This is a genomic window from Plantactinospora sp. WMMB334 (genome assembly GCF_049179095.1).
Taxonomy (GTDB): Bacteria; Actinomycetota; Actinomycetes; order Mycobacteriales; family Micromonosporaceae; genus Plantactinospora.
Map to the genome: position 1 here is coordinate 8,015,723 of NZ_JBMHME010000002.1, position 23,621 is coordinate 8,039,343.

Annotated in this window: 19 protein-coding genes, 1 tRNA gene and 1 pseudogene; 5 read left to right on the forward strand and 16 right to left on the reverse strand. The window is 71.9% G+C overall.

Annotation, left to right across the window (positions count from 1 at the left end; genetic code table 11):
• The first annotated feature begins 206 nt into the window (after window positions 1-206).
• The 3 genes from ACN27G_RS34910 (at window position 207) to ACN27G_RS34920 (ending at window position 3,499) form a co-directional block, all read left to right on the forward strand.
• On the forward strand, window positions 207-2,303 hold the full coding sequence (locus ACN27G_RS34910) for a carboxypeptidase regulatory-like domain-containing protein (RefSeq protein ID WP_421496888.1): 2,097 nt from the start codon (window positions 207-209) through the stop codon (window positions 2,301-2,303).
• A 190-nt stretch (window positions 2,304-2,493) separates the two neighbouring features.
• Window positions 2,494-2,739 carry a hypothetical protein gene (locus ACN27G_RS34915; RefSeq protein ID WP_421496889.1) on the forward strand — a complete coding sequence of 82 codons (246 nt, stop codon included), beginning with the start codon at window positions 2,494-2,496 and terminating at the stop codon, window positions 2,737-2,739.
• Window positions 2,740-2,953: 214 nt separating this feature from the next.
• Complete coding sequence (locus ACN27G_RS34920) at window positions 2,954-3,499, forward strand: SigE family RNA polymerase sigma factor (RefSeq protein WP_421497587.1); 546 nt, start codon at window positions 2,954-2,956, stop codon at window positions 3,497-3,499.
• 1,601 nt (window positions 3,500-5,100) lie between these two features.
• On the opposite strand, the pseudogene ACN27G_RS34925 reads toward ACN27G_RS34920, so the two are convergent.
• The 13 genes and pseudogenes from ACN27G_RS34925 to ACN27G_RS34985 all read right to left on the reverse strand — a co-directional run.
• Window positions 5,101-5,436 (reverse strand): annotated as a pseudogene (locus ACN27G_RS34925) (protein kinase domain-containing protein); the annotation flags it as partial.
• Entirely contained in the window at window positions 5,411-7,246 is a 1,836-nt protein-coding gene (locus ACN27G_RS34930; protein WP_421496890.1) for an NERD domain-containing protein, read from the reverse strand. The gene ACN27G_RS34930 and the pseudogene ACN27G_RS34925, both read right to left, overlap by 26 nt.
• A gap of 306 nt (window positions 7,247-7,552) precedes the next feature.
• A complete protein-coding gene (locus tag ACN27G_RS34935; RefSeq protein WP_421496891.1) occupies window positions 7,553-8,353 on the reverse strand; it encodes a peptidase in 801 nt (266 codons plus the stop codon).
• Window positions 8,353-9,699: a VWA domain-containing protein gene (locus ACN27G_RS34940; protein ID WP_421496892.1), complete on the reverse strand. Its 1,347-nt coding sequence runs from the start codon at window positions 9,697-9,699 to the stop codon at window positions 8,353-8,355. Before ACN27G_RS34940 ends, ACN27G_RS34935 begins: the two co-directional genes overlap by 1 nt.
• 94 nt (window positions 9,700-9,793) lie before the next feature.
• Entirely contained in the window at window positions 9,794-11,083 is a 1,290-nt protein-coding gene (gene cysN, locus ACN27G_RS34945) for a sulfate adenylyltransferase subunit CysN (RefSeq protein WP_421496893.1), read from the reverse strand.
• Window positions 11,083-11,994, reverse strand: coding sequence for a sulfate adenylyltransferase subunit CysD (cysD, locus tag ACN27G_RS34950; protein WP_421496894.1), 912 nt, complete (start codon window positions 11,992-11,994; stop codon window positions 11,083-11,085). The genes cysN and cysD overlap by 1 nt, the downstream gene beginning before the upstream one ends.
• A gap of 75 nt (window positions 11,995-12,069) precedes the next feature.
• A complete protein-coding gene (locus ACN27G_RS34955; protein ID WP_421496895.1) occupies window positions 12,070-12,969 on the reverse strand; it encodes an inositol monophosphatase family protein in 900 nt (299 codons plus the stop codon).
• A 257-nt stretch (window positions 12,970-13,226) separates the two neighbouring features.
• Complete coding sequence (gene pth / locus ACN27G_RS34960; RefSeq protein ID WP_421496896.1) at window positions 13,227-13,817, reverse strand: aminoacyl-tRNA hydrolase; 591 nt, start codon at window positions 13,815-13,817, stop codon at window positions 13,227-13,229.
• Window positions 13,818-13,952: 135 nt separating this feature from the next.
• Window positions 13,953-14,633 carry a 50S ribosomal protein L25/general stress protein Ctc gene (locus ACN27G_RS34965; RefSeq protein ID WP_421496897.1) on the reverse strand — a complete coding sequence of 227 codons (681 nt, stop codon included), beginning with the start codon at window positions 14,631-14,633 and terminating at the stop codon, window positions 13,953-13,955.
• 310 nt (window positions 14,634-14,943) lie between these two features.
• Window positions 14,944-15,924, reverse strand: a complete 981-nt coding sequence (locus ACN27G_RS34970; protein WP_421496898.1) for a ribose-phosphate diphosphokinase — start codon at window positions 15,922-15,924, stop codon at window positions 14,944-14,946.
• Between the two features lie 51 nt (window positions 15,925-15,975).
• Window positions 15,976-17,535 carry a bifunctional UDP-N-acetylglucosamine diphosphorylase/glucosamine-1-phosphate N-acetyltransferase GlmU gene (glmU, locus tag ACN27G_RS34975; RefSeq protein WP_421496899.1) on the reverse strand — a complete coding sequence of 520 codons (1,560 nt, stop codon included), beginning with the start codon at window positions 17,533-17,535 and terminating at the stop codon, window positions 15,976-15,978.
• A gap of 73 nt (window positions 17,536-17,608) precedes the next feature.
• A tRNA-Gln gene (locus ACN27G_RS34980) sits at window positions 17,609-17,679 on the reverse strand.
• 47 nt (window positions 17,680-17,726) lie between these two features.
• Entirely contained in the window at window positions 17,727-18,578 is an 852-nt protein-coding gene (locus tag ACN27G_RS34985) for a helix-turn-helix domain-containing protein (RefSeq protein WP_421496900.1), read from the reverse strand.
• A 150-nt stretch (window positions 18,579-18,728) separates the two neighbouring features.
• Here ACN27G_RS34985 and ACN27G_RS34990 point away from each other — a divergent pair, with 150 nt between their 5' ends.
• Window positions 18,729-19,700, forward strand: coding sequence for an acyl-CoA desaturase (locus ACN27G_RS34990; protein ID WP_421496901.1), 972 nt, complete (start codon window positions 18,729-18,731; stop codon window positions 19,698-19,700).
• Window positions 19,701-19,928: 228 nt separating this feature from the next.
• Window positions 19,929-20,531: a TetR/AcrR family transcriptional regulator gene (locus ACN27G_RS34995; RefSeq protein WP_421497588.1), complete on the forward strand. Its 603-nt coding sequence runs from the start codon at window positions 19,929-19,931 to the stop codon at window positions 20,529-20,531.
• 24 nt (window positions 20,532-20,555) lie between these two features.
• Here ACN27G_RS34995 and ACN27G_RS35000 read toward each other — a convergent pair whose 3' ends face one another.
• From ACN27G_RS35000 to ACN27G_RS35010, 3 genes are all read right to left on the reverse strand, one after another.
• A complete protein-coding gene (locus ACN27G_RS35000) occupies window positions 20,556-21,029 on the reverse strand; it encodes a DUF4383 domain-containing protein (protein ID WP_421496902.1) in 474 nt (157 codons plus the stop codon).
• Between the two features lie 129 nt (window positions 21,030-21,158).
• A complete protein-coding gene (locus tag ACN27G_RS35005) occupies window positions 21,159-21,614 on the reverse strand; it encodes a DUF4383 domain-containing protein (RefSeq protein WP_421496903.1) in 456 nt (151 codons plus the stop codon).
• Window positions 21,615-21,754: 140 nt separating this feature from the next.
• Window positions 21,755-23,602 carry an ABC-F family ATP-binding cassette domain-containing protein gene (locus ACN27G_RS35010; protein ID WP_421496904.1) on the reverse strand — a complete coding sequence of 616 codons (1,848 nt, stop codon included), beginning with the start codon at window positions 23,600-23,602 and terminating at the stop codon, window positions 21,755-21,757.
• Between the last annotated feature and the right edge of the window lie 19 nt (window positions 23,603-23,621).

A 23,621-nucleotide genomic window follows, 5' to 3' on the forward strand; every position in this document is an offset into this window, starting at 1 on the left:
AACCTGGCGTGCGTTTCAGTGGGTCTGCAGGGTTGCTTCATGCGCTGACGCGCCCATGCCGGGCCGACCGTCCGACCTCGACTGAAAAGATGAGGTGAAAAGTATTCGCGACCGTCTACCCTCCGGATGCCGGTTGCCGGACGGGGCGGGCGCCGGTGCGGGCGGGGCCTGCTTGTCGACGCCCCGCCTTCAGATTTGGGATATCGATGCGCATCTCGCTCCTGCGCCGCGCCGCGCTCTGCGGTGCGGCCATCGCGGCGACCGTGCTCGCCGCGTCACCACCGGCGTTCGCCGCGCCGGCCGGCAGCGCCGCGACCGGCGCCATCAGCGGTCGGCTGACCACGAGCGCCGGCACCGGCGCTGCGAATGCCTGGATCGGCATCTACGACGCCGACAGTTTCGACTTCGTCAACGGGGCCACCACCGGAGAGGACGGCCGGTACACCTTCGACGACGTCGCCGCCGGGTCGTACCTGGTCGAGTTCGTGCCCGAGAGCGGACCCCGGCAGTACTACCGGCAGAAGTCGAACTTCTGGGACGCCGACCCGGTCACCGTCGCGGCCGGCACCATCACCACCGTCGACGACCAGCTGTTCGCCAGCGGCATCCTCACCGGACAGCTCCGCACGGCGACCGGCGAACCCGCCGCAGACATGTACGTAAGCGTCCGCGACGACGAGAGTGGTGAGTGGTCCGGCGGGCTGACCGACGCCGACGGGCGGTACCGGATCAGCGCTCTCCCCGGGACCTACGTCGTCTCGTTCCAGCCGATTCCGGGTTCCTACCAGGAGCAGTACGTCCCCGGAAAGCTCGACCCCACCGGCGCCAGCCGGTTCGAGGTCCGGGCGGACGCCGAAACCGTCGCGGACGACACGGTGCTGCCAGTCGGCAGTCTCGCCGGGACGTTCACCGACCAGGCCGGCGAGCCGATGTCCGAGGTGTACGTCTCGCTGCAGACCACCAACGGCCACTATGCGGGCGACGCCGGATACACCGGCGCCGACGGCAGGTTTGAGGTGCCGGCACTGCTCGCCGGGGCGTACCAGCTGAGCTTCATGGTCGGCGAGCAGACGCAGTACTACCGGGGCAAGCTCTCGGCGGAGGACGCGGATCCGGTGGTGATCCGCGGTGCCGAGACGACCCGGATCACCGAGAAGCAACTCGCGACCGGTTCGATCCGGATCACGGCGGTGGACGCGATCACCGGCGCGCCGGTCGGCCACTTCTGCGTGCAGTCGGAGTGCGGCAGCGGCTCGGTCACCCTGCCCGACCTGCCGAAGGGGACGCACGACCTCTACCTCTACACGGAGGACGGCAGCTATCACAACAAGGAACTCCTCGGCGTACGGGTGGGTGCCGGCAGGACCACCGAGCGGACCGTCAAGCTGCGTCCCGCCGCCGTCATCACCACCACCGTGGTCGACCGGGCGACCGGCCGGCCGGTCGCCGACGTCTGCGTCGCCGCGTTCCGGCCGAAGCAGGCGGCGCTCCAGGACGGCTACGGCAACTGCAGCGACAGCACGGGTCGGATCCGGGTCGGCCGGCTGACCGGCGGGGAGCACCGGCTCTTCGTCGAAACGCGCGGCACGGTGTACGGCCGGCAGTGGGTCGGGCCGGACGGTGGCACCGGTGACGAGCGGCAGGCGGCCGTGGTGACGGCGACGGTCGGGCAGACGGCCACCGCGCCGCAGATCAAACTGGACCGGGCCGGCACGGTCACCGGCCGGGTCACCGACGCGGCGACCGGTGCACCGATCGACAACGCGTTCATCTCGGTGCTGACCGCGCACCCCGGTGTCGGGGTAGGCGACGCGTACCCTGACGAGGACGGCCGCTACACCCTGGAACGGCTCGGGCCGTACGACTGGCCGGTGGTCGTGCACGCGTACGGCTACGCCAGCCAGTGGTCCGGCGGCGCACCCAGCCGGTACACGGCGACCCCGGTGACGGTCACGGCCGGGGCCAGCGTCAGCAACGACGTGGCGGTGACCGCCGGCAGCGAGGTCACCGGCACCTTCACCAACGCCGACGGGTTGCCCTTCTCCGGCGGATACCTGCTCGCCCGCAACGCGCAGACCGGTGACATCGCCGGGAACGCCTGGATCTCCGACGGACGATTCACGATGCGGGTGACCGGGAGCCAGCGGATCTACTTCACCTACAACGCGGCGTTCCGGGACGGCGAGGACTACTACGACGGCACCTATCGGGTGACCCATCCGGACGGCACCACGACGGTGCCCCGGTTCAAGGTGCCGGCCAGCGGCGCCCTCACCGTCAATCTGGTGGTCCCGACCAGCTGAGCCGGCCGCCGACAGTCACCGCGATCCGCCGACGGTCACCGCGATCCGCCGACGGTCACCGCGATCCGCCGACGGCGACCTGAGGGCCGGAGCGTCCGCGCTCCGGCCCTCAGCTGTCGCGCCCGGCCCTCCTGCGCCGCTCCGGGCGTTTGCGGGCCGGAGGCGGGACTCCGCCACATAGCATGAGGGCGTGGAGTGGGTCTCCGTACGCTTTGCGGGTGGTCCCGCCGACGGCACCACCCGGCAACTGCCCGCCGGACCGGATGGCGGACCGCCGCGACGCTGGGTGCTGAACAGCCGGGACGGGCATGCCGACCGGCCCGGCCCCGACCGGCCCTGCGCCGACCACCTCTACGAGCTGCGCCCAGGGCAGCACGCCGACGGCTGCTGGACGATGGCCTTCGTCCGCTCCGACCCCGTCGGCATGACCGAATAGCCGCCGCGCCCGAGGCGGTTGCCGCACGGGGCGGATCAGCGGCCGTCGCACCGGGCAGAACGGCAGGCGCAGGGTCGGGAAAAAAATGGCTCCGCGATACAACCGGGCGCGGCCCGGTGAGCATCCCAGTGCCGGAGTCGTCGCTGGGAGGGCCGAGCGGATGCCGCACCGGGAGCAGGAGTACGTCGAGTTCGTCACCGCCGCGCTGCCCAGGATGCGGCGGTTGGCGTACCTGCTCTGCGGCGACGCGCACCGCGCCGACGATCTCGTCCAGCAGACCTTCACCACCCTCTACGTGCACTGGCCCCGGATCCGCACCGTGGCGCACCTCGACGGGTACGCCCGGGCCACCCTCGTCCGCTTCTTCCAGTCCGAGAAGCGGCGGCCGTGGTCGAAGCGGGTACGCCTCACCGAGTCGCCGCCCGAGCCGCTCGCACGGCTCGGGCCGGACGTCGAGGAGCGGACGGTGCTGCGGGCCGCGCTCGACCGGCTGCCCCGCCGGCAGCGTGCCGTGCTGGTGCTGCGGTTCCTCTGCGACATGCCGGTCGCCGAGGTGGCCGAGGTGCTGGGCTGTGCTCCCGGAACCGTCAACGCCCGGAACCTGCCCTCCTCGCCGGTACGGCCGAGCTGCTCCTCGGCCCGGAACGCGGCGGCCAGCTCCGGCGAGGCCGCGTTCCACATCGTCATCCTGCTGTCGGTCGAGCGCCGCTGCTGCGACGACATCCTCGTCGACGAGCCGGCGCCGGGCCGGGCGTGGTAGGCCCCGTTCCGGTGGATCAGCGGGAACCCGGCCTCGGCGAGCAGGTGTCCCAGCCGGGGATGGCTCGGCAGCGGCGGCATCTCGGGAAACCGTGCCCGGACCCGTTCCTGGATGTCCTTCTCGCGCAGCTCGGCGGGGCGGTCGGCGACCGACGGCGGCACCAGGCCGGCCTGGGTCAGCCGCAGTGCCCGCACCGGGTCGAGGTCGCGGGGATAGATCTCCAGCCGGGGCGAGGCCGCCGCCCGCGCCGAGGCCACCGCCGCCAACTGCACCATCCGCCGGTCGTCGAGCCGGAACCCGCCATCGCCGACGGTGACGGCGGCCAGCTCGCGCAGCACCGTCGCCGGGCTCGGCAGCACCTCCAGCTCGGCGAGCCGGTCCGCCGCCTTGCCGAGGGCGTCGGCGAGGTCGAGCAGCGCCGGTGCGGACGGGGTGTCCGGTGACTCGTCGGCCGCCACCTCCAGGGCGATCAGCAGCCGGTCCCGGTGCTGGCCGGTCGGCGCCGGGTCGCCGTGCCGGCGTACGGCGAATCTCGGCTCGTCCGCGAGCGGGTCGATCTCGACGGCGGCCCGGAGCACGGCGAGCGCCGCCGCCCGGCGTACCGGCTCGGCCTGCTCCGCCGATCCGCGTCGCATCAACAGCGCGGTGGCGAGTTCGGTCGCCTCCATCACCCGGCCGCTCTCCGCGAGCAGGGTGATCAGCTCCGCGCGGACGCTGGCCAGCACCCGATCGGCGTGCCAGCGCTTGCGTTCGGCCATCAGGTACTGCGCCACCCGGCCCGCGCTGACCCCGATCCGCTTCGCCACCTGCGCCTGCAACGGCCAGGGTGGCAGGTCCGGCAGCGCACCCGCCTCGTCCGGCAGGCCGAGCAGCAGCCGTACCGCCTCCACCTGCTTCTGGTTCGGATGCTGTGGCACCAGGAAGGCGGTGACCGCGTCCAGCCCGATCCGGGCGAGGTCCGCCGGTGACCTGCCGTCGGCACCCTGCTCCGCTTCCGCGCGTACCGTCTCGGCGGTGATCTCGGCACGCGCCTCCGCGCGGTTCCGCGACGGTGCCGAACCGGCACCCTGCTCGCCGAGGCGTGCCCGCCACTCCCGCAGCCGTTGCTGCAACTCGCCCCGGGTCTTGAACCCGAGACCGGGCAGGGTGAAGAGCTGCTTCGAGCCCAGCCCGAGCAGGTCGCCGACGGTGGTGGCGTCGAGCCGGTGCGCCGCCGACACCGCCCGGGGGGTCAGGCCGGAGGCCTCGAGTACGGTCGCCCGGGTCGCCCTCGCCGCCGCCTCGTCCCGGTCCGCGACCGTCGTCTCGACCTCGACATCCGGATGTTCCGAAGCCGCCGGATGCGCGGAGCCGACCGGGGCGGTGTGGTCGGACTGCCGGAACACCTGCTGCCAGGCGTCCCGCATCTCCTTCAGCGACGCGTGCCGCTGCACCGCGTCCCGGTGTAGCGCCCGGTGGAAGAAGCCGACAAGCGCGCCCCGGATCGCCGGGTCGAACGCCTCGACCGCCAGCACCGGCGGCCCCTCGGTGTGCAGCGGGTTGGTGAGGTCGTCGCCCCAGACCGGGATCTCGCCGGAGGCCATCTCGTGCAGGGTGACCGCGACGGCGTACCGCTCGGCCTGCTCGTCGTAGACCGGCCGGCTGGTGGTGCCGAGGAACGGGTCGAGATAGCGGGGCGTGCCCGCCTCGATCTCGTCGACCGGCAGCGCGGCCAGCGAGAAGTCGAAGAGAACGAGCTGACGGGTCCGGTTCGGCCGGATCCTGATCGCGATGTTGTCCGGCTTGATGTCCCGGTGGAATACCCCCTCGCCCTGGAGGTGGTCGACCGCGCCGAAGAGGTAGTCGGAGTACGTCTCCAGCTCGTCGACGGTGAGCCGGCCGTCCTCGCGGAGCTTGCGGGCGAGCGTCGTCTCACCCGCGTGCTCCAGCACGATCATCCAGCGCGGCGGTACCTCGATCGGCTCCCTCGCGGGCGAGCCGGATCACCCGGGAGTCCTTGTGCAGCCCGCGCAGCACCTGCGCCTCGTGGGTCAGCCGGGCCGCCTTCTCGTCGGAGAGCGCGACCTTCAGCACCTCCAGGGCGCCGGTCCGGGTGTTCTGGGCCAGGAAGGCCCGGGAGGTCGAGCCGGTGCCGAGCTTCTTCCTGATCTGCCAGTCGAGGACCGTGTCGCCGATCTTCGCCTCGAGGGCGTCGATCTTTTCCTCGGCGACGGCCGGCGGTGCGGTGAACTCCTCCTCGACCAGTTGGAGCATCTCCAGCAGCTCGGCAACGGTGGCGAGCCGGCGCGCCGGTATCGGGGCGGTCGCCGCCTGCACCAGCTCGTCCATGAACTTCGAGACCGAGTCGACCGACGACGACGGGCGGAGGCCGTCCTCCCTGGCGAGCCTGGCCAGCAGTTCGGCCCTGCTCGCGGCCGGCGGCTGGCCGGAGAGCAGGAGGTAGGCAAGGGTGCCGAGGCCGAAGACGTCCAGCGCCACCGGGTCCGGTGCCGGCGCGCTCAACTCCGGCGCCAGGTACGCCTCGGCGGAGCGTTCCAGGTGCGGGCCGAGTCGCGACGACGGTGAGATGCGCAGCGCGTCCGCGCTGCCGCCGACCGAGTCGGGCCCGCGGGTCGCCGCCTGCCAGTCGCTGATCTGGAGCTGCGGGCGCAGCCAGGCCGCCTCCTCCGGCTCCCCGCGCTGCCGCTGTCCCGGCGTGACCAGTACGCCCCGGGCGGAGAGGCTGCGGTGGTAGAGCCGGCGGCCGTGCGCGTAGCCGATCGCCTCGACGAGTTGCCGGACCATCCCGATCCGGGTGCCGACGTCGAGGCGCTCGCCGTACTGGACCATGAAGTGGTCCAGCCGGACCGCCCGGGGATCGTGCCGGAAGATCAGCGCCGGGCCGCCCTCGTGCGGCTCCATCGTGTCGACCTGCACGATCGCCGGATGGCTGATCCCGTGCAGGGCGATCATCTCGCGACGGGCGGCCTGCTCGATGCTGGCCCGCTCCGCCCTGGCGGAGTTGCGCTCCAGGAGGTAGATCCGGATCCGGCGGTGCTCGTGCGCGAACTGGGCGTGCTGCGCCAGGTGGTCCTGCCAGGTCGGGCCGACGTCGAACGGCTTGGCTTCGAGCTGCCACGAGCCGACCTGCTCGTGGCGGCGGCTCCGCGCGATGCCCACCTCCCTGAGCAGCTTGGGCAGCGCCCTCGACACCTCCGGCGTCACCTGCCGGCGCTCGTCGCGGGGCAGCGCGCCGAGCAGCTCGGACCAGATCCCCGGCAGCGCTCCGGCCGGCTGGCCCGGGTGCGGCTCCGGCCCGTACACCCAGTGCAGTTGATGCTCGTCGAGCCGGACCTGGAGATCCGGCGCGGAGAGGAAGACCGCGCCCTGGATGAACGGCACCCGCACCTTGAGTCGCTGCTTCGCCGCCTGCCGTTCCAGCAGCGAGCGGAGTCGCTTGGCCTTGAGGTCGGCCAGATGCAGCGGGTTGTCGAAGGTGCGGACCGATCGGTCGTTGTCGGCGATCCAGTTCGGACCGCTGTTGGTCAGCCGGCCGTGCAGGCTCTTGATCTCGATCAGATAGAGGCCGGCCCGGGTGGCCACCAGCAGGTCGATCTCGTAGACGTGGCCGGTGTCGGCGGTGAAGGTGAAGTTCGACCAGGCACGGTACGGCTCGGCGTCCGGCAGAAGCCGGCGGATGTGCTCCAACGCGGCCCGCTCGTGGTCGAACTGCGACGGCGTTATCGTCGTCCACCGTCCGTCCTGCATCGGTGCACGCCTCCTGTTCCGTCCGCGCCGGTGTCACGTCTGCGTCGCCGTCACATCCGCGCCGCGGCGCCCGGGTTCGCACGGGTCGGCGGCAGGCATCCCAGCGTAGTCAACCCGCGACAACCCGCGCGCTCAGGTTATCGGCGGGTGGCGTTCGGTGGCCGGCCCGGCGGGCGAGCTTTTCGACCGAGCACCGGGGGTACGTTACGGCGGCAACGGCCCGGGGCCCCTTCCCACCGGGTAGGGGCCCCGGGCCGCTCAGCGAAAGCCCCAGGTCAGCGACAGCCCCAGGTCAGCGGCGCCAGGTCAGCGGCGGCGCCAGGTCAGCGAGAAGCCGAATACTCCGGCCACCGCCGCCAGCACCCCACCGACCGACGTCCACAGCCACCGCATGGACAACGCGGGCACCCAGTCGAAGATCCCCGTATCGTCGTCGGCCGCCGCCTGGCCGGGTGCCGCGCCGGACCCGTCCGTCGAGGTCAGCACCGCGCCGGGTCGGTCCGGCGGGGCCAGCGGTGCCCGCAGCTCGCCGTCGTCGGCGCTCGACCCACCGTCCGTGGTGCCGATCAGCAGGTCGACCTCGACCGGCAGACCGAGGTCCGCCTCCGGCAGCTCGACGACCGACAGCTTGGCGTAGTACGTCCCGGGGAGCGGGTCGCCGGACCACGGCTCCGCCCAGGACCGTACCCGGCGCAGCACGCAGCCGAGGCGTACCTCGGTGGCGTCCCGGGCGGCCGTCGGCGTCTGCGCTCCCGCTGTGCACGCCTGCCGGCGCCGCAGCCCGTCGAACACCTCGATGCTCCAGGTCGACGGGCCGGACCGTGCCGCACCGGCCGGGAAGCGGAGCGTCGCCGCGATCTCCGTCACGTCGCCGGCCGCACCCGGGAACGACCAGTAGAGGTAGTCACCGGTGGAGGCGTCGAGGCGTACCGGCTGGCCGGCGGTGACCGGCACGGCGGTGAGGAACGACGTGCCGGCCCGGTCCAGCGCGGCGGCTCCGGGCGACGGGGTGGGCGCGGCCAGCGCGGCGCCCGGGTACAACACTCCGGCCAGGACGGCCGGCAGCGCCAGGGCCGCCGCGACGGCGGGTCGAATCCGGGTACGCATCAGTTCGTCCTCCAGGTCGCGATCCACCACCGGGTCAACCAGCCCGCCAGTACGCCGGTGAGCAGACCGGCCACGGTCAGCACGCCCAGCAGCAGCCAGCCCCGGCCGAGCCCCGGCGCGGCGGGCGGGTCCGAGGCGTCCACCACGTCCACGACCAGCTCGAACGGCATGCCCGGCTGCCCGTCCTGCCGATCGACCGGGGCGAACGAGTTGCTGATCACCAGGCAGACCTCGGTGGGCCGCCCGTCGTCACCGGCCGCGGCGCTCGGCGACGCCTCCGATCCGCCCGACGACACCTCCGGATCGCCCGACGACACCTCCGGATCGTCCGACGACGACTCCGGTTCGCCCGCCGACCAGCGCAGTCCTGCGGAGAGCACGTCGGTGCGCCCGCTGCCCGCGTCCGTACCCCGGACGAGTTCCCGCCCGTCGACGGCGGTGGCCCGCAGCAGCACCCCGTAGTCGGGGTGGACCGGGCGGTCCGGCGCGACGCTGACCGCCGCCCGCAGCTCCTGGCCGGCGGCGACCGGCACCCGGTACCACCGGTGCTCGGAGGGCTTCTGCCGGTCGGTGTAGACGCCGGGGCCGAGCAGTGGCGCACCGGCGCATTCCCGGGCGCCGCCGACCGGGGTCGGTGCGGGAGCGTTCAGGTCCTCGGCCCGCCGCACCAGTTGCTTGATCCGGGCGGTGAGTTGCTCGGGCGTCTGGGCGGCGGCGTACGTCCCGCCGGTCGCACCCGCGATGCAGAGCAACTGGCGGCGGACCTTCTCGTCGGGGGCGAGTCCGAGGGTGTCGACCACCAGCCTGGTCCCCTGGGCCGCCAGCTCCCGGGCCACGTCGCAGGGGTCCGGCGGGGCGCAGGTGTCCTCACCGTCGGTGATCAGCACGATCCGCCGGTTGCCGCCGTCGGTGCCGAGGTCCTCGGCGGCCCGGCGCAGCGCGAGACCGATCGGCGTGTGCCCGGTGGGCCGCAGCGTGGCGATCGCCTCCTTGGCGGCCGCCCGGTCCACCGGCCCCACGGGGACGAGCTGCTGGGTGTCCCGGCAGGCCACCTTCTCGTCCTTGCCCTTGTATGTCGCGCCGAGCACCCGGATGCCGAGCAGCGTGTTCTCCGGCAGCGCGTCGACCACCTCGTTGAACGCCTGCTGGGCAACCGAGATCCGGCTCCGGCCGCCGATGTCGGCGGCCCGCATCGAGCCGCTGACGTCGAGCACCAGCTCGACGCGGGGTGGCTCGGCGGCGGGCTCGGGTTCGGGCTCGTCGGCGAGGGCCGGCAAGGTCGTGAAGGGACAGAGGACAGTGGCCAGTCCTATAAGGACTGACAGGGATCGTGTTCCGTTGAGCACCGGGACATCCTAGTGATCAACAGATGTCCCTGAATCCGGCTCCCCTCGCCCTCGCCGCCAACTCCTCCCGGCCCGGTGCCGTACGGCGGGCCCGTCAGCCGGTCTCGACGATCATTCCGGCGGCGACGGTGCGGTTGGTGGCCTCGTCGATCAGGATGAAGCCGCCGGTGGTGCGGTTACGGCGGTACTCGTCGGCGAGCAGCGGCACGGTGGTCCGCAGCCGTACCCGGCCGATCTCGTTGAGCTTCAGCTCGGCGGCGGCCTCGTCCCGGTGCAGGGTGTTGACGTCGAGCCGGTACTGCAGCCCCCGGACCACCGTCCGCGCCGTCCGGGTGGTGTGCTTGACCGTGTATTTGCCGCCGACCCGCAGCGGTCGGGTCTCGTCCATCCAGCAGAGCATCGCCTCGATGTCCTGAGCCACGGTCGGCGCGTTGTGTGGCCGGCAGATCAGATCCCCGCGGGAGATGTCGATCTCGTCGGCCAGCCGCACGGTCACCGACATCGGCGGGAACGCCTGCTCGACCGGCCCGTCCGCGGTCTCGATCGCGGCGATCCGGCTGGTGAACCCCGACGGCAGCACCATCACCTCGTCGCCCGGCTTCAACACCCCCGACGCCACCTGCCCGGCGTACCCCCGGTAGTCCGTCACCGTGGTCGACTGCGGCCGGATCACGTACTGCACCGGGAACCGCACATCCACCAGATTCCGGTCCGAGGCGATGTGCACGTGCTCGAGGTGGTGCAGCAGCGACGGCCCCTCGTACCACGGCATCTTCTCCGACCGGGCCGCGATGTTGTCACCCTGCAGGGCCGAGATCGGCACCACCGTCAGGTCCGGCGCCTCGAGCTTCGCCGCGAACGCGGTGAACTCGTCAGCGATCCGCTCGAACACCTCCTGCGACCAGTCGACCAGATCCATCTTGTTGACGCAGAGCACCAGGTGCGGCACCCGCAGCAGGGAGGTCAGGAACGCGTGCCGGCGGGACTGCTCGACCAGCCCCTTACGCGCATCCACCAGGATCAACGCCAGATCCGCCGTCGACGCACCGGTCACCATATTCCTGGTGTACTGGATGTGCCCCGGCGTGTCCGCGATGATGAACTTCCGGCGCGGCGTCGCGAAGTACCGGTACGCCACGTCGATCGTGATGCCCTGCTCCCGCTCGGCCCGCAACCCGTCGGTGAGCAGCGCCAGGTTCGTGTATTCGTCACCCCGGGCCGCGCTGACCGCCTCCACCGCCGCCAGCTGATCGGTGAACAACGACTTCGTGTCGTACAACAACCGGCCGATCAGCGTCGACTTGCCGTCGTCGACACTGCCGGCCGTGGCGAACCGCAGCAGATCCATCGCCCGGGACTCCACCGGCACCACCGAGGCCGTCATCAGAAGTACCCCTCCCGCTTACGATCCTCCATCGCCGCCTCACTGACCCGGTCGTCACCCCGGGTGGCACCCCGCTCCGTCACCCGGGTCGCCGCGACCTCCTCGATCACCAGCTCCACCGAGTCCGCCGCCGAGCGCACCGCCGCCGTACACGAGGCGTCTCCGACCGTGCGGTACCGCACCCGCTCCACGAACGGCGTCTCACCGTTTCTCGGCCGGATGAACTCGTTGACCGCGTAGAGCATGCCGTCCCGCTCGATCACTTCCCGGTCGTGGGCGTAGTAGATCGACGGCAGCTCGATCCGCTCCCGGGCGATGTAGTGCCACACGTCCAGCTCGGTCCAGTTCGACAACGGGAACACCCGGATCGACTCCCCGGCGTGGTGCCGGCCGTTGTAGAGCGACCACAGCTCCGGACGCTGGTTCTTCGGATCCCACTGCCCGAACTCGTCCCGGAAACTGAACACCCGCTCCTTCGCCCGCGCCTTCTCCTCGTCCCGCCGCGCCCCGCCGAACAACGCGTCGAACCGGTACTTCTCCACCGCCTCCAACAACACAGGCGTCTGGATCCGGTTGCGCATGCCGTCGGCCGGCTCCTGCACCAGCCCCGACTCCAGTGCCTCCGGCACGCTGGCGACCACCAGTTGCAGCCCCATCCCCGCCACCCGCTGATCGCGGTAGTCCAGCACCTCGGGGAAGTTGTGCCCGGTGTCGACGTGCATCACCGGGAACGGGATGCGGGCCGGCGCGAACGCCTTCTCGGCCAACCGCAGCATCACGATCGAGTCCTTGCCACCGGAGAAGAGCAGCACCGGCCGTTCCAGCTCGGCCACCACCTCGCGGAACACGAAGATGCTCTCGGCTTCCAGCTCGTCGAGATGCGACACCCGGTAGGTCGCCGGCTGACTCATGCCGTCACCGTCCGCTGGTGCTGCTCGCCCATGGGATTCCAGACCCTTCCGGTCGGTTAAGTCTCCAGGCCTCGCCTAGGGTACCCGGAGATGGCGTTGCAGCGCTGCCAGCAACCGGGGGGCGAGATCCTTCCGGCACACCACGAGATCCGGCAACCGGGGATCGGCCTGGTTGTATTTCAGCGTGGATCCGTCGATCCGGGAAGCGAAAAGCCCGGTGGCCGTCGCCACAGCGACCGGGGCGGCCGAGTCCCACTCGTACTGACCGCCCGCGTGCACGTACCCGTCGACCTCGCCGCCGATCACGGCCGCGATCTTCGCCCCGGCCGAGCCCATCGGCACCAGCTCGGCGCCGAGCTCGGCGGCCAGGTCGGTGAGGAAGACCGGCGGCCTGCTCCGGCTCGCGGCCAGCCGAATCCGCCGGCCGATGCCGTCCTCGCCGTCCGCCCCGGTTCCGCCGCTCCCGCCGGTTCCGCCGCTGCCACCGCTCCCGTCGGTCGCCGCCGCCAGCGCCATCGGCGGATAGGCCGGCGGCTGGTCCGTGGCCACCACCCGGTGCTGGGCCGGGAGCGCGACCGCACCGGCGGCCAGCCCGTGCGGGGTGCCGGCCCGGCGGGCCCAGAGCGCCACGTGCACCGCCCAGTCCGTCCGGCCCTCCTCGGAGAACTCCCGGGTGCCGTCCAGCGGGTCCACGATCCAGACCCGCTCGGCGGTGAGCCGCGGCGCCACCTCCGGCTCGGCTCCGGCGGCCCAGGCGAGCCGGGCACCCTCGTCCTCCTCCGAGAGCACCGCGTCGGCCGGGCGCCACCGGGCCAGCTCCGTGCGGATGAGTTCGTGCGAGACCTTGTCGCCGGCCGCCTTCAGCGCCCCGGGGTCCGAATGCCCCATCTCGGCGCGCAGCTCCAGCAGTGCCTGGCCGGCCCGACCGGCCAGCCAGCGGGCGAACTCACCGTCGATCACCGGTGGCGCGGCCATCAGCGCACCCCCGGAAAGCCGGCGCCGCCGGTCGCCCGAAAGCCACCGGTCGCCGACCTGTCGCCGGTCGCCAGAAATGAGATCATTCCACTCAGCCTCCTCACCCGAGGCGAAAAGACTACCGGTCGGGACGCGGCGGGCCGGACGACCGGCCCCCGCCACACCGTGCCGGGCGATTCGCCACCACCGTGCGTCCCCGCCGCCGGACCGCGCGACCCGGACCCCGCCCGCACCGGTCCCGGTCCGTCCGTCGCCGCTCAGCTTCCGTGGTACGCGTTCTGCGCCCACTCCAGGCCACGGGTCACGACCGCCTCCGCCACGTCGGCCGCCCGGTCCACCAGGAACTCGAGCTCCTTGCGCTCCACGGTCGAAAAATCCGAGAGTACGAAGTCGGCCGGATCCTGCCGGCCCGGTGGCCGCCCGATCCCGAACCGCACCCGCAGATAGTCCTTCGTCCCCAGCGACTTCGACATCGAGCGCAGCCCGTTGTGGCCGCCCTCGCCGCCGCCCCGCTTGCACCGGAGCTGTCCGTACGGGAGGTCCAGCTCGTCGTGCACCGCGACCACCTGCTCGACCGGCACCTTGTAGAACTGGGCCAGCGCCGTCACCGGGCCACCCGAGAGATTCATGTAGGTCATCGGCTTGGCCAGCACCAGCTTCGGGCCACCGAGTCCGAGCCGCCCCTCGGCGACCTCGGCGACCGCCCGGCGGTGCCGGCCGAACCTGGCGCCGATCCGCTCGGCGAGCAGGTCGGCGATCAGAAAACCGACGTTGTGCCGGTGCCTGGCGTACTCCCGGCCGGGGTTACCGAGCCCGACCAGCAGCCACGGACCATGCTCCTCCGCCACGTCGCTCCCCCAGTTCCGCTTCCGCTCCCAAACCCGCCGCCACCACCGCTGCCCGGCAGCCAGCCTGCCACCAGTACGGAAACAGGCGCCCCCGACCTCCGGGGGCGCCTGTCAGACGATGCTCGTCGCCGCCGCTCAGGCCTGCGCGGCAGCCTGCGCCGGGGCGCCCTCGTTCTCGCCCTGTGCCTCGGCGGCCTCGGCACCGGGGCCCTCGGCGCCGGCTTCCTCCTCCGCCTCCTCGGTCGGCTCCTCGGCGGCCATCTGCTCCGCGGTCGGCGCCTGGCTGATGAGCGCGAGGAGCTGCTCCGGGTCGCCGGCCAGCTCCACACCCTGCGGCAGTCGGACGTCCGCGGCGGTCACCTGGGCGCCGACCTCGAGCCCTTCGATCGACACCTCGAAGCCCTCCGGCAGCCGGGTGGCGTCGGCGGTCACCGAGAGGGTGTTCTGCTCGTGCACGACCAGGGTGTCCCGGGCCGGCTCGCCGGTCAGGTGCACCGGCACGTCGACGGTGACCTTCTCGCCCCGCCGGACCAGCAGCAGGTCGATGTGCTCCAGCGTGTCCTTGATCGGGTCACGCTGGATGGCCTTCGGCAGCGCGAGCGCCTGCGTGCCGTCACTGATCTCGATCGCGAACAACTGGTTGGCGCCGCCGTGCCGGATGGCGGCGGCGAACTCACGCGCGGGTAGCGCGATGTGCTTGGGCTTTTCGCCGTGGCCGTACAGCACGGCGGGTACCTTGCCGGCCCGACGGGTACGACGGGCACCACCCTTGCCGAACTCGGTGCGGGGCTCGGCGCTGATCTTTACCTCGGACACGGGAAGACTCCTGATACGGTCATCACTGCGGCGCTACGTCGGCTGGCGGTTGGCGGTGCTAGGGCGAGGGGCTCGGTGGGGGCCTCTTCTGCGTGGCCACTGCCCGGAGCACCGCGTCGATGACGGTGCATCCGTGCGGCGCTTGCTTTCAGCGGCCCGCAGGGCACCCTCGCCGTGGCAACCGCACCAGTCTACCCGAGCCCCGATACGGGTTTGCGCCGGTCCCCGCCTGCCCGGAGGGCGCCATTCGCGATCCGCCAATTCCACCTGCGGACCACCGGCCCCACCCCACGGACGAGGCATGGAACCGTCAGCTCAGTCCGCCGAAGAGGGTGGTCACCGATCCGTCGTCGAAGACCTCGCGGATCGCCCGGGCCAGCAGCGGCGCGATGGAGAGCACGGTGAGCTTGTCGAGCTGCTTCTCCGGCGGCAGCGGCAGGGTGTTGGTCACCACCACCTCGCTGATCCGGCTGTTCTTCAGCCGTTCCGTCGCCGGGTCGGAGAGCAGGGCGTGGGTCGAGGCCACCAGCACGTCCGCGGCGTTCGCCTCGTGCAGGATCTCGGCCGCCTTGCAGATGGTGCCGCCCGTGTCGATCATGTCGTCGACGATCAGGCAGACCCGTCCCTCGACGTCCCCGACCACCCGGTTCGCCACCACCTGGTTGGGCTTGGAGGGATCCCGGGTCTTGTGGATGAAGGCCAGCGGGCAGCCGCCGAGCCGGTCGGTCCAGCGCTCGGCGACGCGTACCCGGCCCGAGTCCGGCGCGACCACCGTCATCGGGCGGCCGGCGTACTTGCGCTGGACGTACTCGGCCAGGATGTCCATCGCGAAGAGGTGGTCGACCGGCCCGTCGAAGAAGCCCTGGATCTGCGCGGTGTGCAGGTCGACGGTGAGGATCCGGTTGGCGCCGGCCGTGCGGAGCAGGTCCGCCACCAGCCGGGCCGAGATCGGCTCCCGGCCGCGGTGCTTCTTGTCCTGCCGGGAGTACGGATAGAACGGCAGCACCACGGTGATCCGCTTGGCCGAGCCGCGCTTCAACGCGTCGACCATGATCAGGGTCTCCATGACCCACTTGTTCACACCGTGCGTGACGGACTGCACCACGAAGGCGTCCGAACCACGCACCGACTCCTTGAAGCGTACGAAGATCTCGCCGTTGGCGAACTCGTACGCGTCCGACGGTGTCGGCGCCACCCCGAGCACCTCACCGATCTCCGTTGCCAACTCCGGGAATCCCCGTCCGGAGAAGAGCATCAGGCTCTTGCGATTTTCGGCGACGATGCTGCCCATCGGCTCGTCTGCTCCCGTTTGTCGGTGGGTCATCCGGCGTTGGGCCAGAGACTATTCGGTTGCAGTATCTCCCGAGGCCGGACGACCTTCACCCGCTACGGACCCCCGGTGGATTGCCTCACCTTCGCTTGCGCCCGGCGTCTCCCGTCCGGCACGCTCCGCCGCCCCTGCCGCTGCCGCACCATCGGTCACTCCGGCCCGTTCGGCGGCTGCCGCCGACCTCGTGCCGGCCCGGCGGCGCAGCACCCAGCCCTCCACGTTCCGCTGCTGTGCCCGGGTCACCCCGAGCGCCCCCGGCGGAACGTCCCTGGTGATCGCGCTGCCCGCCGCGACGTACGCCCCGGCGCCCACCTCCACCGGGGCGACCAGGCTCGTGTCGCAGCCGACGAACGCCGCCTCACCGACCGTGGTGTGGCTCTTGCGCACCCCGTCGTAGTTGACGAAGAGCGTCCCGGCGCCGATGTTGGCCCGCGCCCCGATCGTGGCGTCACCGACGTACGTCAGGTGGGGCACCTTCGCGCCCTCGCCGATTTCCGACTTCTTCACCTCGACGAAGGTGCCCACCTTCGCCTTCTCCCGCAGCGTCGCCTCCGGCCGCAGGTACGCGTACGGCCCGACACTCGCCCCTGGGCCGACGTTCGCACCGACCGCGTGCGTGCGCAGCACCGTGGCGCCGGCCCCGACGGTGGTGTCGATCAGGGTGGTGTCCGGGCCGACCATGGCCGCCGGGCCGACAGCGGTCGCCCCGCAGAGCTGGGTGTTCTGGTCGACGACCGCGTCCCGGCCCAGGGTGACCGTGACGTCGATCCAGGTCGTCGCCGGATCCAGGATGGTCACCCCGGTCCGCATCCAGCCCTCGTTGACGCGGTCCCGCAGCAGCCGGCGCAGCGCCGCCAGCTCGACCCGGTCGTTGCAGCCCAGCGTCTCGGTGGCGTCCGCCGCCACGTGCACCGCCACCGTCTCGCCGGTCGCGGCGAACTGGCCGAACACGTCGGTGAGGTATTCCTCGCCCTGGTCGTTGTCGGTGGAGAGCTTACCCAGCGCGTCCCGCAGCAGCCCCGCGTCGAAGGCGTAGATCCCGGCGTTGATCTCCCGGATCGCCCGCTGGGCCGGGGTGGTGTCGCGCTCCTCGACGATCTGCTCCAGCCCGCCGTCGGCACCCCGGACGATCCGGCCCAGGCCGGTCGGGTCGGCCACCTCGGCGGCGAGCACCGTCGCCGCCGCGCCGGCCGCCTCGTGCGCGGCGACCAGCTCGGTCACGGTCCCCGCACGCAGCAGCGGCACGTCGCCGTTGAGCACCACGACGGTGCCGGTGGCGTCCGGCGCGCTCTCCAGGGCGATCCGGACCGCGTGCCCGGTGCCGTGCTGCTCCGCCTGGAGCACCGGCTCGGCGTGGCCGGCGACCTCGCCGAGGTGCGCGGTGACCTGGTCGGCACCGTGGCCGACCACCACCAGCGTGCGGTCCGCCGCCACCGGCTCGGCCGCCGCGAGGACGTGGCCCAGCAGGGTGCGGCCGAGGATCGGGTGGAGCACCTTGGGGAGCGCCGACTTCATCCGCTTGCCCTCACCGGCGGCAAGAACGACGACGGTACGGAGGCGGGGCTGAGACACGAGAATGCTCCCGTCAGAACGGCCGGCAGTATGCGGCCTCATGCTAACCAGGCACCTACGGCCATGGGCGAAGCTCCCGGGAGAGGATTCGAACCCCTACAATCAGGACCAAAACCTGACGTCCTGCCATTAGACGACCCGGGATGGGCTAAAAGGGACGAAGTCCCCACCGGTCGGAGAGCATCTACACCCTACCGCCCCGCTCCCAGATCCTCATCCGTCATCCCCCGCATGATCCCTTCGATCTTCCAGTACAGCCGGCTGGCTCCGGGAACCTCGACGACCAGGCAGCCCCGGTAGCCGTCACCGACGTTTTGGCGGTTCGTCGCGGGCCGGTGCCGCTTGAGCGACGGCTTCCGGAACGTCTCTGCCGGCACGCCCACCAGGTCGGCCCACCACCGGCCCGCAGCCGTGGCGTCGGCCGTCTCGTGAATGCTGAGCTGGAAGCGGAGGGCCGACCGCGACACCCCCAGCGCCTCGACGAAGCGCAGGAAGAGCAGGACCAGGCCGGGATCGCTGTTGACGAACTTGACCCGGCAGTCGTTCGGACGCCACGGCTTCGCTTTCGCGCCCTCGCACCAGTAGATCGCCGCCCCGACCAGAATCAGCTCGCGGTAGCGGAGCGTCCTGACCCAGGCGGCCACCTTCTCGATCGTCTCTGCCCGGGCGGCGTCCCGCGCCTTCCGGTGCGGGGCCCAGAGGGCATCGGTCATCCGGCGGGAGTGCTCGCGACGGCGCTCGGCCTCGGTCTCCGGGTCCCGGCCGAGCGACAGGTGCCCCACCCAGCGGTACGCGGTCGACTTCGCCACCCCCAGCTCGGCGGCGATCTCCGGCACCGACCGCCCGGTCCCGCGCAGCTCGACGGCGCGGCCCCGCAGCTCGTCCTTTGCGTTGGGCCGTTTCGTCCACTCCGGCGGGGGAACATCCCGCAACAACGCGGCCAGCCGGTCCTTACCGATGCCGAGGCGCCGCCGGATCTCCCCGGCGGGCAGCAGCTCAACGGTGCGCAGCCGACGCGCCTCGGCGGCCAACGGATCGACCATGACCAGGAGGTTAGAAGCGGTGTACGACAAGACCCGTCGATCGACTGCCAGCCGATTTTCAGGTTCGCGTCCATGGCAGTCTACGTAGGCGTAGGTTACGGTGACGTAGGCGTAAGTTACCGATCTTCCCCCTACGCTCAGTGAGGTGCCATGTCGTCCGTCCTCCTCGAACCACCGGCCTCCGGCGCCAAGAAGGGTCCCAAGCCGCTGACCGACGGCGTCCAGTCGAGGGGCATCCTGATCGCCCTCTGGGCCTTCGTCACGATCCCCTTCCTCGCCCTGATCGCGGCCGTGCCGGTGGCCTGGGGCGGCTGGCTGAGCTGGACCGACATCGCGATCGCCGGAGTGTGGTACGTGGTCTCCGGCCTCGGCATCACTGTCGGCTTCCACCGCTACTTCACGCACGGCTCGTTCAAGGCCAGGCGCTGGCTGCGGGTCACCCTGGCGGTCGCGGGCTCCTTCGCCATCCAGGGGAACATCACACAGTGGGTCGCGGACCACCGGCGGCACCACGCCTTCTCCGACGTCGAGGGCGATCCGCACTCTCCGTGGCGGTTCGGCGCCAGCGTCTGGGGGCTGACCAAGGGGCTGTTCCACGCGCACGTCGGCTGGCTCTTCAACCGGGAACTCTCCAACCGCGAACGGTTCGCCCCCGACCTGATCGCCGACCGGGACATCAACCGGGTCGACCGGCTCTTCCCGCTGCTGGTGGTCATCTCGATGCTGACCCCGGCGCTCGTCGGCGGCCTGGTCACCTGGTCCTGGCAGGGTGCGCTGACCGCGTTCTTCTGGGCCGGGCTGGTCCGGGTCTCCCTGCTGCACCACATCACGTGGTCGATCAACTCCGTCTGCCACGTCTACGGCGAGCGCCCCTTCGAGGTACGCGACGGTGACCGGGCCACCAACTTCTGGCCGCTGGCGATCCTCTCCTTCGGCGAGAGCTGGCACAACCTGCACCACGCCGACCCGACCTGCGCCCGGCACGGCGTACTGCGCGGGCAGGTCGACATCACCGCGCGGGCGATCTGGCTCTTCGAGAAGGTCGGTGCCGCGTACGACGTGCGCTGGCCGAAGCCGGAGCGTGTCGCGGCGAAACTACTCAAATCAGCACCGTCGCGGTGACCCGGGACGCGCCCGGGCACCCGGTCGCGAGCGTCTGCCTGGCAGGATGGCCAGGTGACCGAGCGCGGCGAGGGCACCACCAGGGACGACACGAACCGGCGCGGCATCGCCCGACGGCGGCGGGATGACGGGGTGACGGACGGCGCGCCTCCCGACCGTGGCGCCGGACGCAGGCAGCTCCCCGCTCCGGCGCCGCCACCGCCGCCCAAGGCCGGTTCCCGGGTACGGATGTCCGCGGCGCAGCGCCGGGAGCAGCTCATCGCCATCGGCCGGCAGGCCTTTGCCGAGCGCGGCTTCGACGCGACCTCGATCGAGGAGGTCGCCGCCCGGGCGAAGGTCTCCAAGCCGGTGGTCTACGAGCACTTCGGCGGCAAGGAGGGCCTCTACGCGGTCGTGGTGGACCGGGAGGTACGCGCGCTGCTCGACCGGGTCACCACGGCGCTGACCGCCGGGCATCCCCGGGAGTTGCTGGAGCAGGCGGCGCTGGCCCTGCTCGACTACATCGAGGAGGAGACCGACGGCTTCCGGGTGCTGGTCCGGGAGTCGCCGCTGCTCTCCGCGACCGGCAACTTCAGCAGCGTAATGAACGACGTGGCGCACCAGGTGGAGCACATCCTGGGGGCCGAGTTCAAGAGCCGGGGCTACGATCCGAAGCTCGCCGAGCTCTACTCGCAGTCGCTGGTCGGGATGGTGGCGCTGAGCGGCCGCTGGTGGCTGGAGGTACGCAAGCCGCGCAAGGAGACGGTGGCGGCGCACCTGGTGAACCTGGCCTGGAACGGCCTCTCCCACCTGGAGGCCAAGCCGGCCCTACTGACCCGGCGCGTCCGCTGACGGGTCCCGTCGTCGAGCGGGGCGTCAGCCGCCGGAGCCGGCGCCCGACCTGTCGCGCACCTCGTGCTCCATCCCGGCGTCCTCGTGTGGGCCGATCTTGTCGTAGAGGCCGGTGGCGAGCAGCACCAGGCCGAAGAGCATGGACACGACGACGGTGGAGATCGAGAAGTTGAGGATGTTGGCCTCGGTCTGCAGGACGGTCAGCATGACCAGCGCGACGACCAGGAAGACCACCCCGGCGGTCAGGTTCATCAGGTGCCCGATGTTTCCCCGGTGCACCGCGCCGAAGATCACGATCAGCCCGAAGACCACCGAGACCAGCGCGAACGCCATGTTGGTCCGCAGCCCCAGCACCCAGTGGCTGCCGCGGCTGAAGAGGACCTCGTCGGCGGTCTCCACCAGGCCGAAGACCCCGAAGGCCACGATGTAGAGGCCGATCAGCCCGGCGAGTATCCGGTAGACCGGCCTGGCCGGGTGGTTGACGGGAATGTGTGCCATTGCCCCTCCTCGGCACCACGAGCGACGTTCCTAGCGGATTGTCACCCGGGACGAGGCGGAGCACCCGGTGAACGGGCGGATCGGCACCGGCCGGGCCAGAGCACCGGCCGGGTCAGAGCACCAGCCGGGTCAGAGCACCAGCCGGCCGTCCCGCCAGGCCTTGGCCTCCTCCTCGGAGCCGACCTTGCCGTACATACCGGCCATCAGCAGGGCCACGCCGAGGATCATCAGCACGATGGTGGTGGCGACGGTGAGGTTGAGGTAGTTGGCGTCGGTCTCCAGCACGGCCAGCCCGGCGAGGCCGAGCGCCATCAGGCCGTAGCCGAGCCACTTGTCGACGACGATGTCGACATTGCGGCCGACCAGGGTGGCGAGCAGGATGACGAGGCCGAGCCCGATGGAGATCACCGAGTTGCCGGGGTTGGTGCCCTGGCCCAACACCATGGTGTCGTCCTGGGCGAAGAACTCGCCGCCGCCGGCCTCAAGGAAGCCGAGGACGCCGAAGGCCACCAGGTAGAGGCCGATCAGCCCGGCGATCATCCGGTAGATCGGCCGCGCGGGATGGTTGACGGGGTTGTGGCCCATGATCAGCAGTCTCCAACGCCGTTCGGGGTGAGGGTCGCTGGCGATTCTTCCGCATGACTCCGGGGTGACGCCGCACACCCCCGCCCGGCCACGCGCCCCGACCGTCGGTGCCGTCGCCGAGCACGGCCCCGGCCGGGCGCTCAGTGCTCCGGGACCTGCTCGGCCAGCGTCAACCAGGCCTCCTCGGTCTGCTCCCGCTCGGCGCGTACGGCCCGGAGCTGACCGTCGAGCTCGGCCACCCGACCGTAGTCGGTGGCGTGCTCGGCGAGCTGGTCGTGCAGCGCCGCCTCGCGCTGCTCCAGCTTGCCGATCTGCCGCTCCAGCCGGGTCAGCTCCTTGCGGGCCGCCCGCAGCTCCCCGCCGGAGAGCGTCCCGTCGGCCCGCTCGGCACCGCCCCCCGCTCCGCCGGGCCCGCCGCCACCCGCGGCCGGCCCGGCGCCGTTGTCCCGCGCGCCGGCCGGTGTCGGTGCGCCCGGTGCGCCGGCCCGGGCCAGGTATTCGTCGATGCCGCCCGGCAGGTGCACCAGCCGGCCGTCGCCGAACATCCCGTACACCACGTCGGTGACGCGCTCGACGAGGTAGCGGTCGTGGCTGGCCACGATCAGCGTGCCGGGCCAGGAGTCGAGCAGATCCTCCAGCGCGGCCAGGGTGTCGGTGTCCAGGTCGTTTGTCGGCTCGTCGAAGAGCAGCACGTTCGGCTCGGCGGCGAGCAGCCGCAGCAGTTGCAGCCGGCGCCGCTCGCCGCCGGAGAGGTCGGCGACCGGGGTCCAGAGCCGCCGGTCGTCGAAACCGAAGATCTCGGCGAGCTGGGAGGCGTTGACCTCCCGGTCCCCGAGTACGACCCGGCGGGCCACCTCCTCGACCGCCTCCAGCACCCGCAGCGTTCCGGGCAGCTCGGCCAGCTCCTGCGACAGGTACGCCGGCCGCACCGTGGACCCGGTCCGCAGCTGCCCGCCGTCCGGCTCGCGTACCCCGGCGAGCAGCCGCAGCAGGGTCGTCTTGCCGGCGCCGTTCGCGCCCACGACCGCGATCCGGTCGCCGGGCCCGACCTGCCAGGTCAGCCGGTCGAGGAGCAGCTTTCCGCCGGCGGTCAGGGTGACGTCGGTCAGGTCGTAGACCTGCCTGCCGAGCCGGGCGGTGGCGAGCCGCTGCAACGACACGCTGTCCCGGGGCGGCGGCACGTCGGCGATCAGCGCGTTCGCCGCCTCGATCCGGAACCTCGGCTTCGAGGTCCGGGCCGGCGGGCCGCGCCGCAACCAGGCGATCTCCTTGCGCAGCAGGTTCTGCCGGCGCGCCTCGGTGGCGGCGGCCACCCGTTCCCGTTCGGCGCGGGCCAGCGTCCAGGCGGCGAAGCCGCCCTCGTAGCCGCGTACCGTCCGGTCGGCGACCTCCCAGGTGCTGGTGCAGACGGCGTCGAGGAACCACCGGTCGTGGGTGACCACCACCAGCGCGCCGCGCTTGCCGACCAGGTGCCGGGCCAGCCAGTCCACCCCGGCCACGTCGAGGTGGTTGGTCGGCTCGTCGAGCACCAGCAGGTCGGCGGTGCGGACCAGCAGCGCGGCCAGGGCCACCCGGCGCCGCTCGCCGCCGGACATCGGCCCGACCGGCTGGTCCAGCCCGAGGTACGGCATGCCGAGCCCGTCCAGGATCGCCCGTACGCCCGCGTCACCGGCCCACTCGTGCTCGGCGCCGAATCCCTCGTCGAGCCAGGCGGTGCCGAGCACCACGTCCCGGACCCGGGCCCCGGGATCGAGCACGAGGTTCTGCGGCAGCCAGGCGACCCGCAGGTCCCGGCGGTGCGTCACCCGGCCACTGTCCGGCTCCTCGGTCCTGGTCAGCAGCCGCAGCAGGGTGGACTTGCCGGCGCCGTTGAGCCCGACGACGCCGACCCGGTCCGAGTCGTCGAGCCCGAGGGAGACGTCGGCGAGAAGTTGCCCCGCCGCGCCGTAGCCCTTGGAGACCCGGTCCAGATTGACGATGTTGGCCATGTGCCTACACGGTAGTTCC

Coding starts and splice junctions, on each gene's coding strand:
- ACN27G_RS34920 (WP_421497587.1), top strand. CDS start 2,954: ATGCGGCGGTTGGCGTACCTGCTCTGCGGCGACGCGCACCGCGCCGAC.
- cysD (WP_421496894.1), bottom strand. CDS start 11,994: ATGAGTCAGCCGGCGACCTACCGGGTGTCGCATCTCGACGAGCTGGAA.
- ACN27G_RS35000 (WP_421496902.1), bottom strand. CDS start 21,029: ATGGCACACATTCCCGTCAACCACCCGGCCAGGCCGGTCTACCGGATA.
- ACN27G_RS34970 (WP_421496898.1), bottom strand. CDS start 15,924: ATGGGCAGCATCGTCGCCGAAAATCGCAAGAGCCTGATGCTCTTCTCC.
- ACN27G_RS34935 (WP_421496891.1), bottom strand. CDS start 8,353: ATGCGTACCCGGATTCGACCCGCCGTCGCGGCGGCCCTGGCGCTGCCG.
- ACN27G_RS34930 (WP_421496890.1), bottom strand. CDS start 7,246: ATGCAGGACGGACGGTGGACGACGATAACGCCGTCGCAGTTCGACCAC.
- ACN27G_RS34910 (WP_421496888.1), top strand. CDS start 207: ATGCGCATCTCGCTCCTGCGCCGCGCCGCGCTCTGCGGTGCGGCCATC.
- ACN27G_RS35010 (WP_421496904.1), bottom strand. CDS start 23,602: ATGGCCAACATCGTCAATCTGGACCGGGTCTCCAAGGGCTACGGCGCG.
- ACN27G_RS35005 (WP_421496903.1), bottom strand. CDS start 21,614: ATGGGCCACAACCCCGTCAACCATCCCGCGCGGCCGATCTACCGGATG.
- ACN27G_RS34990 (WP_421496901.1), top strand. CDS start 18,729: ATGTCGTCCGTCCTCCTCGAACCACCGGCCTCCGGCGCCAAGAAGGGT.
- ACN27G_RS34995 (WP_421497588.1), top strand. CDS start 19,929: ATGTCCGCGGCGCAGCGCCGGGAGCAGCTCATCGCCATCGGCCGGCAG.
- ACN27G_RS34985 (WP_421496900.1), bottom strand. CDS start 18,578: ATGGTCGATCCGTTGGCCGCCGAGGCGCGTCGGCTGCGCACCGTTGAG.
- ACN27G_RS34955 (WP_421496895.1), bottom strand. CDS start 12,969: ATGGCCGCGCCACCGGTGATCGACGGTGAGTTCGCCCGCTGGCTGGCC.
- cysN (WP_421496893.1), bottom strand. CDS start 11,083: ATGACGGCCTCGGTGGTGCCGGTGGAGTCCCGGGCGATGGATCTGCTG.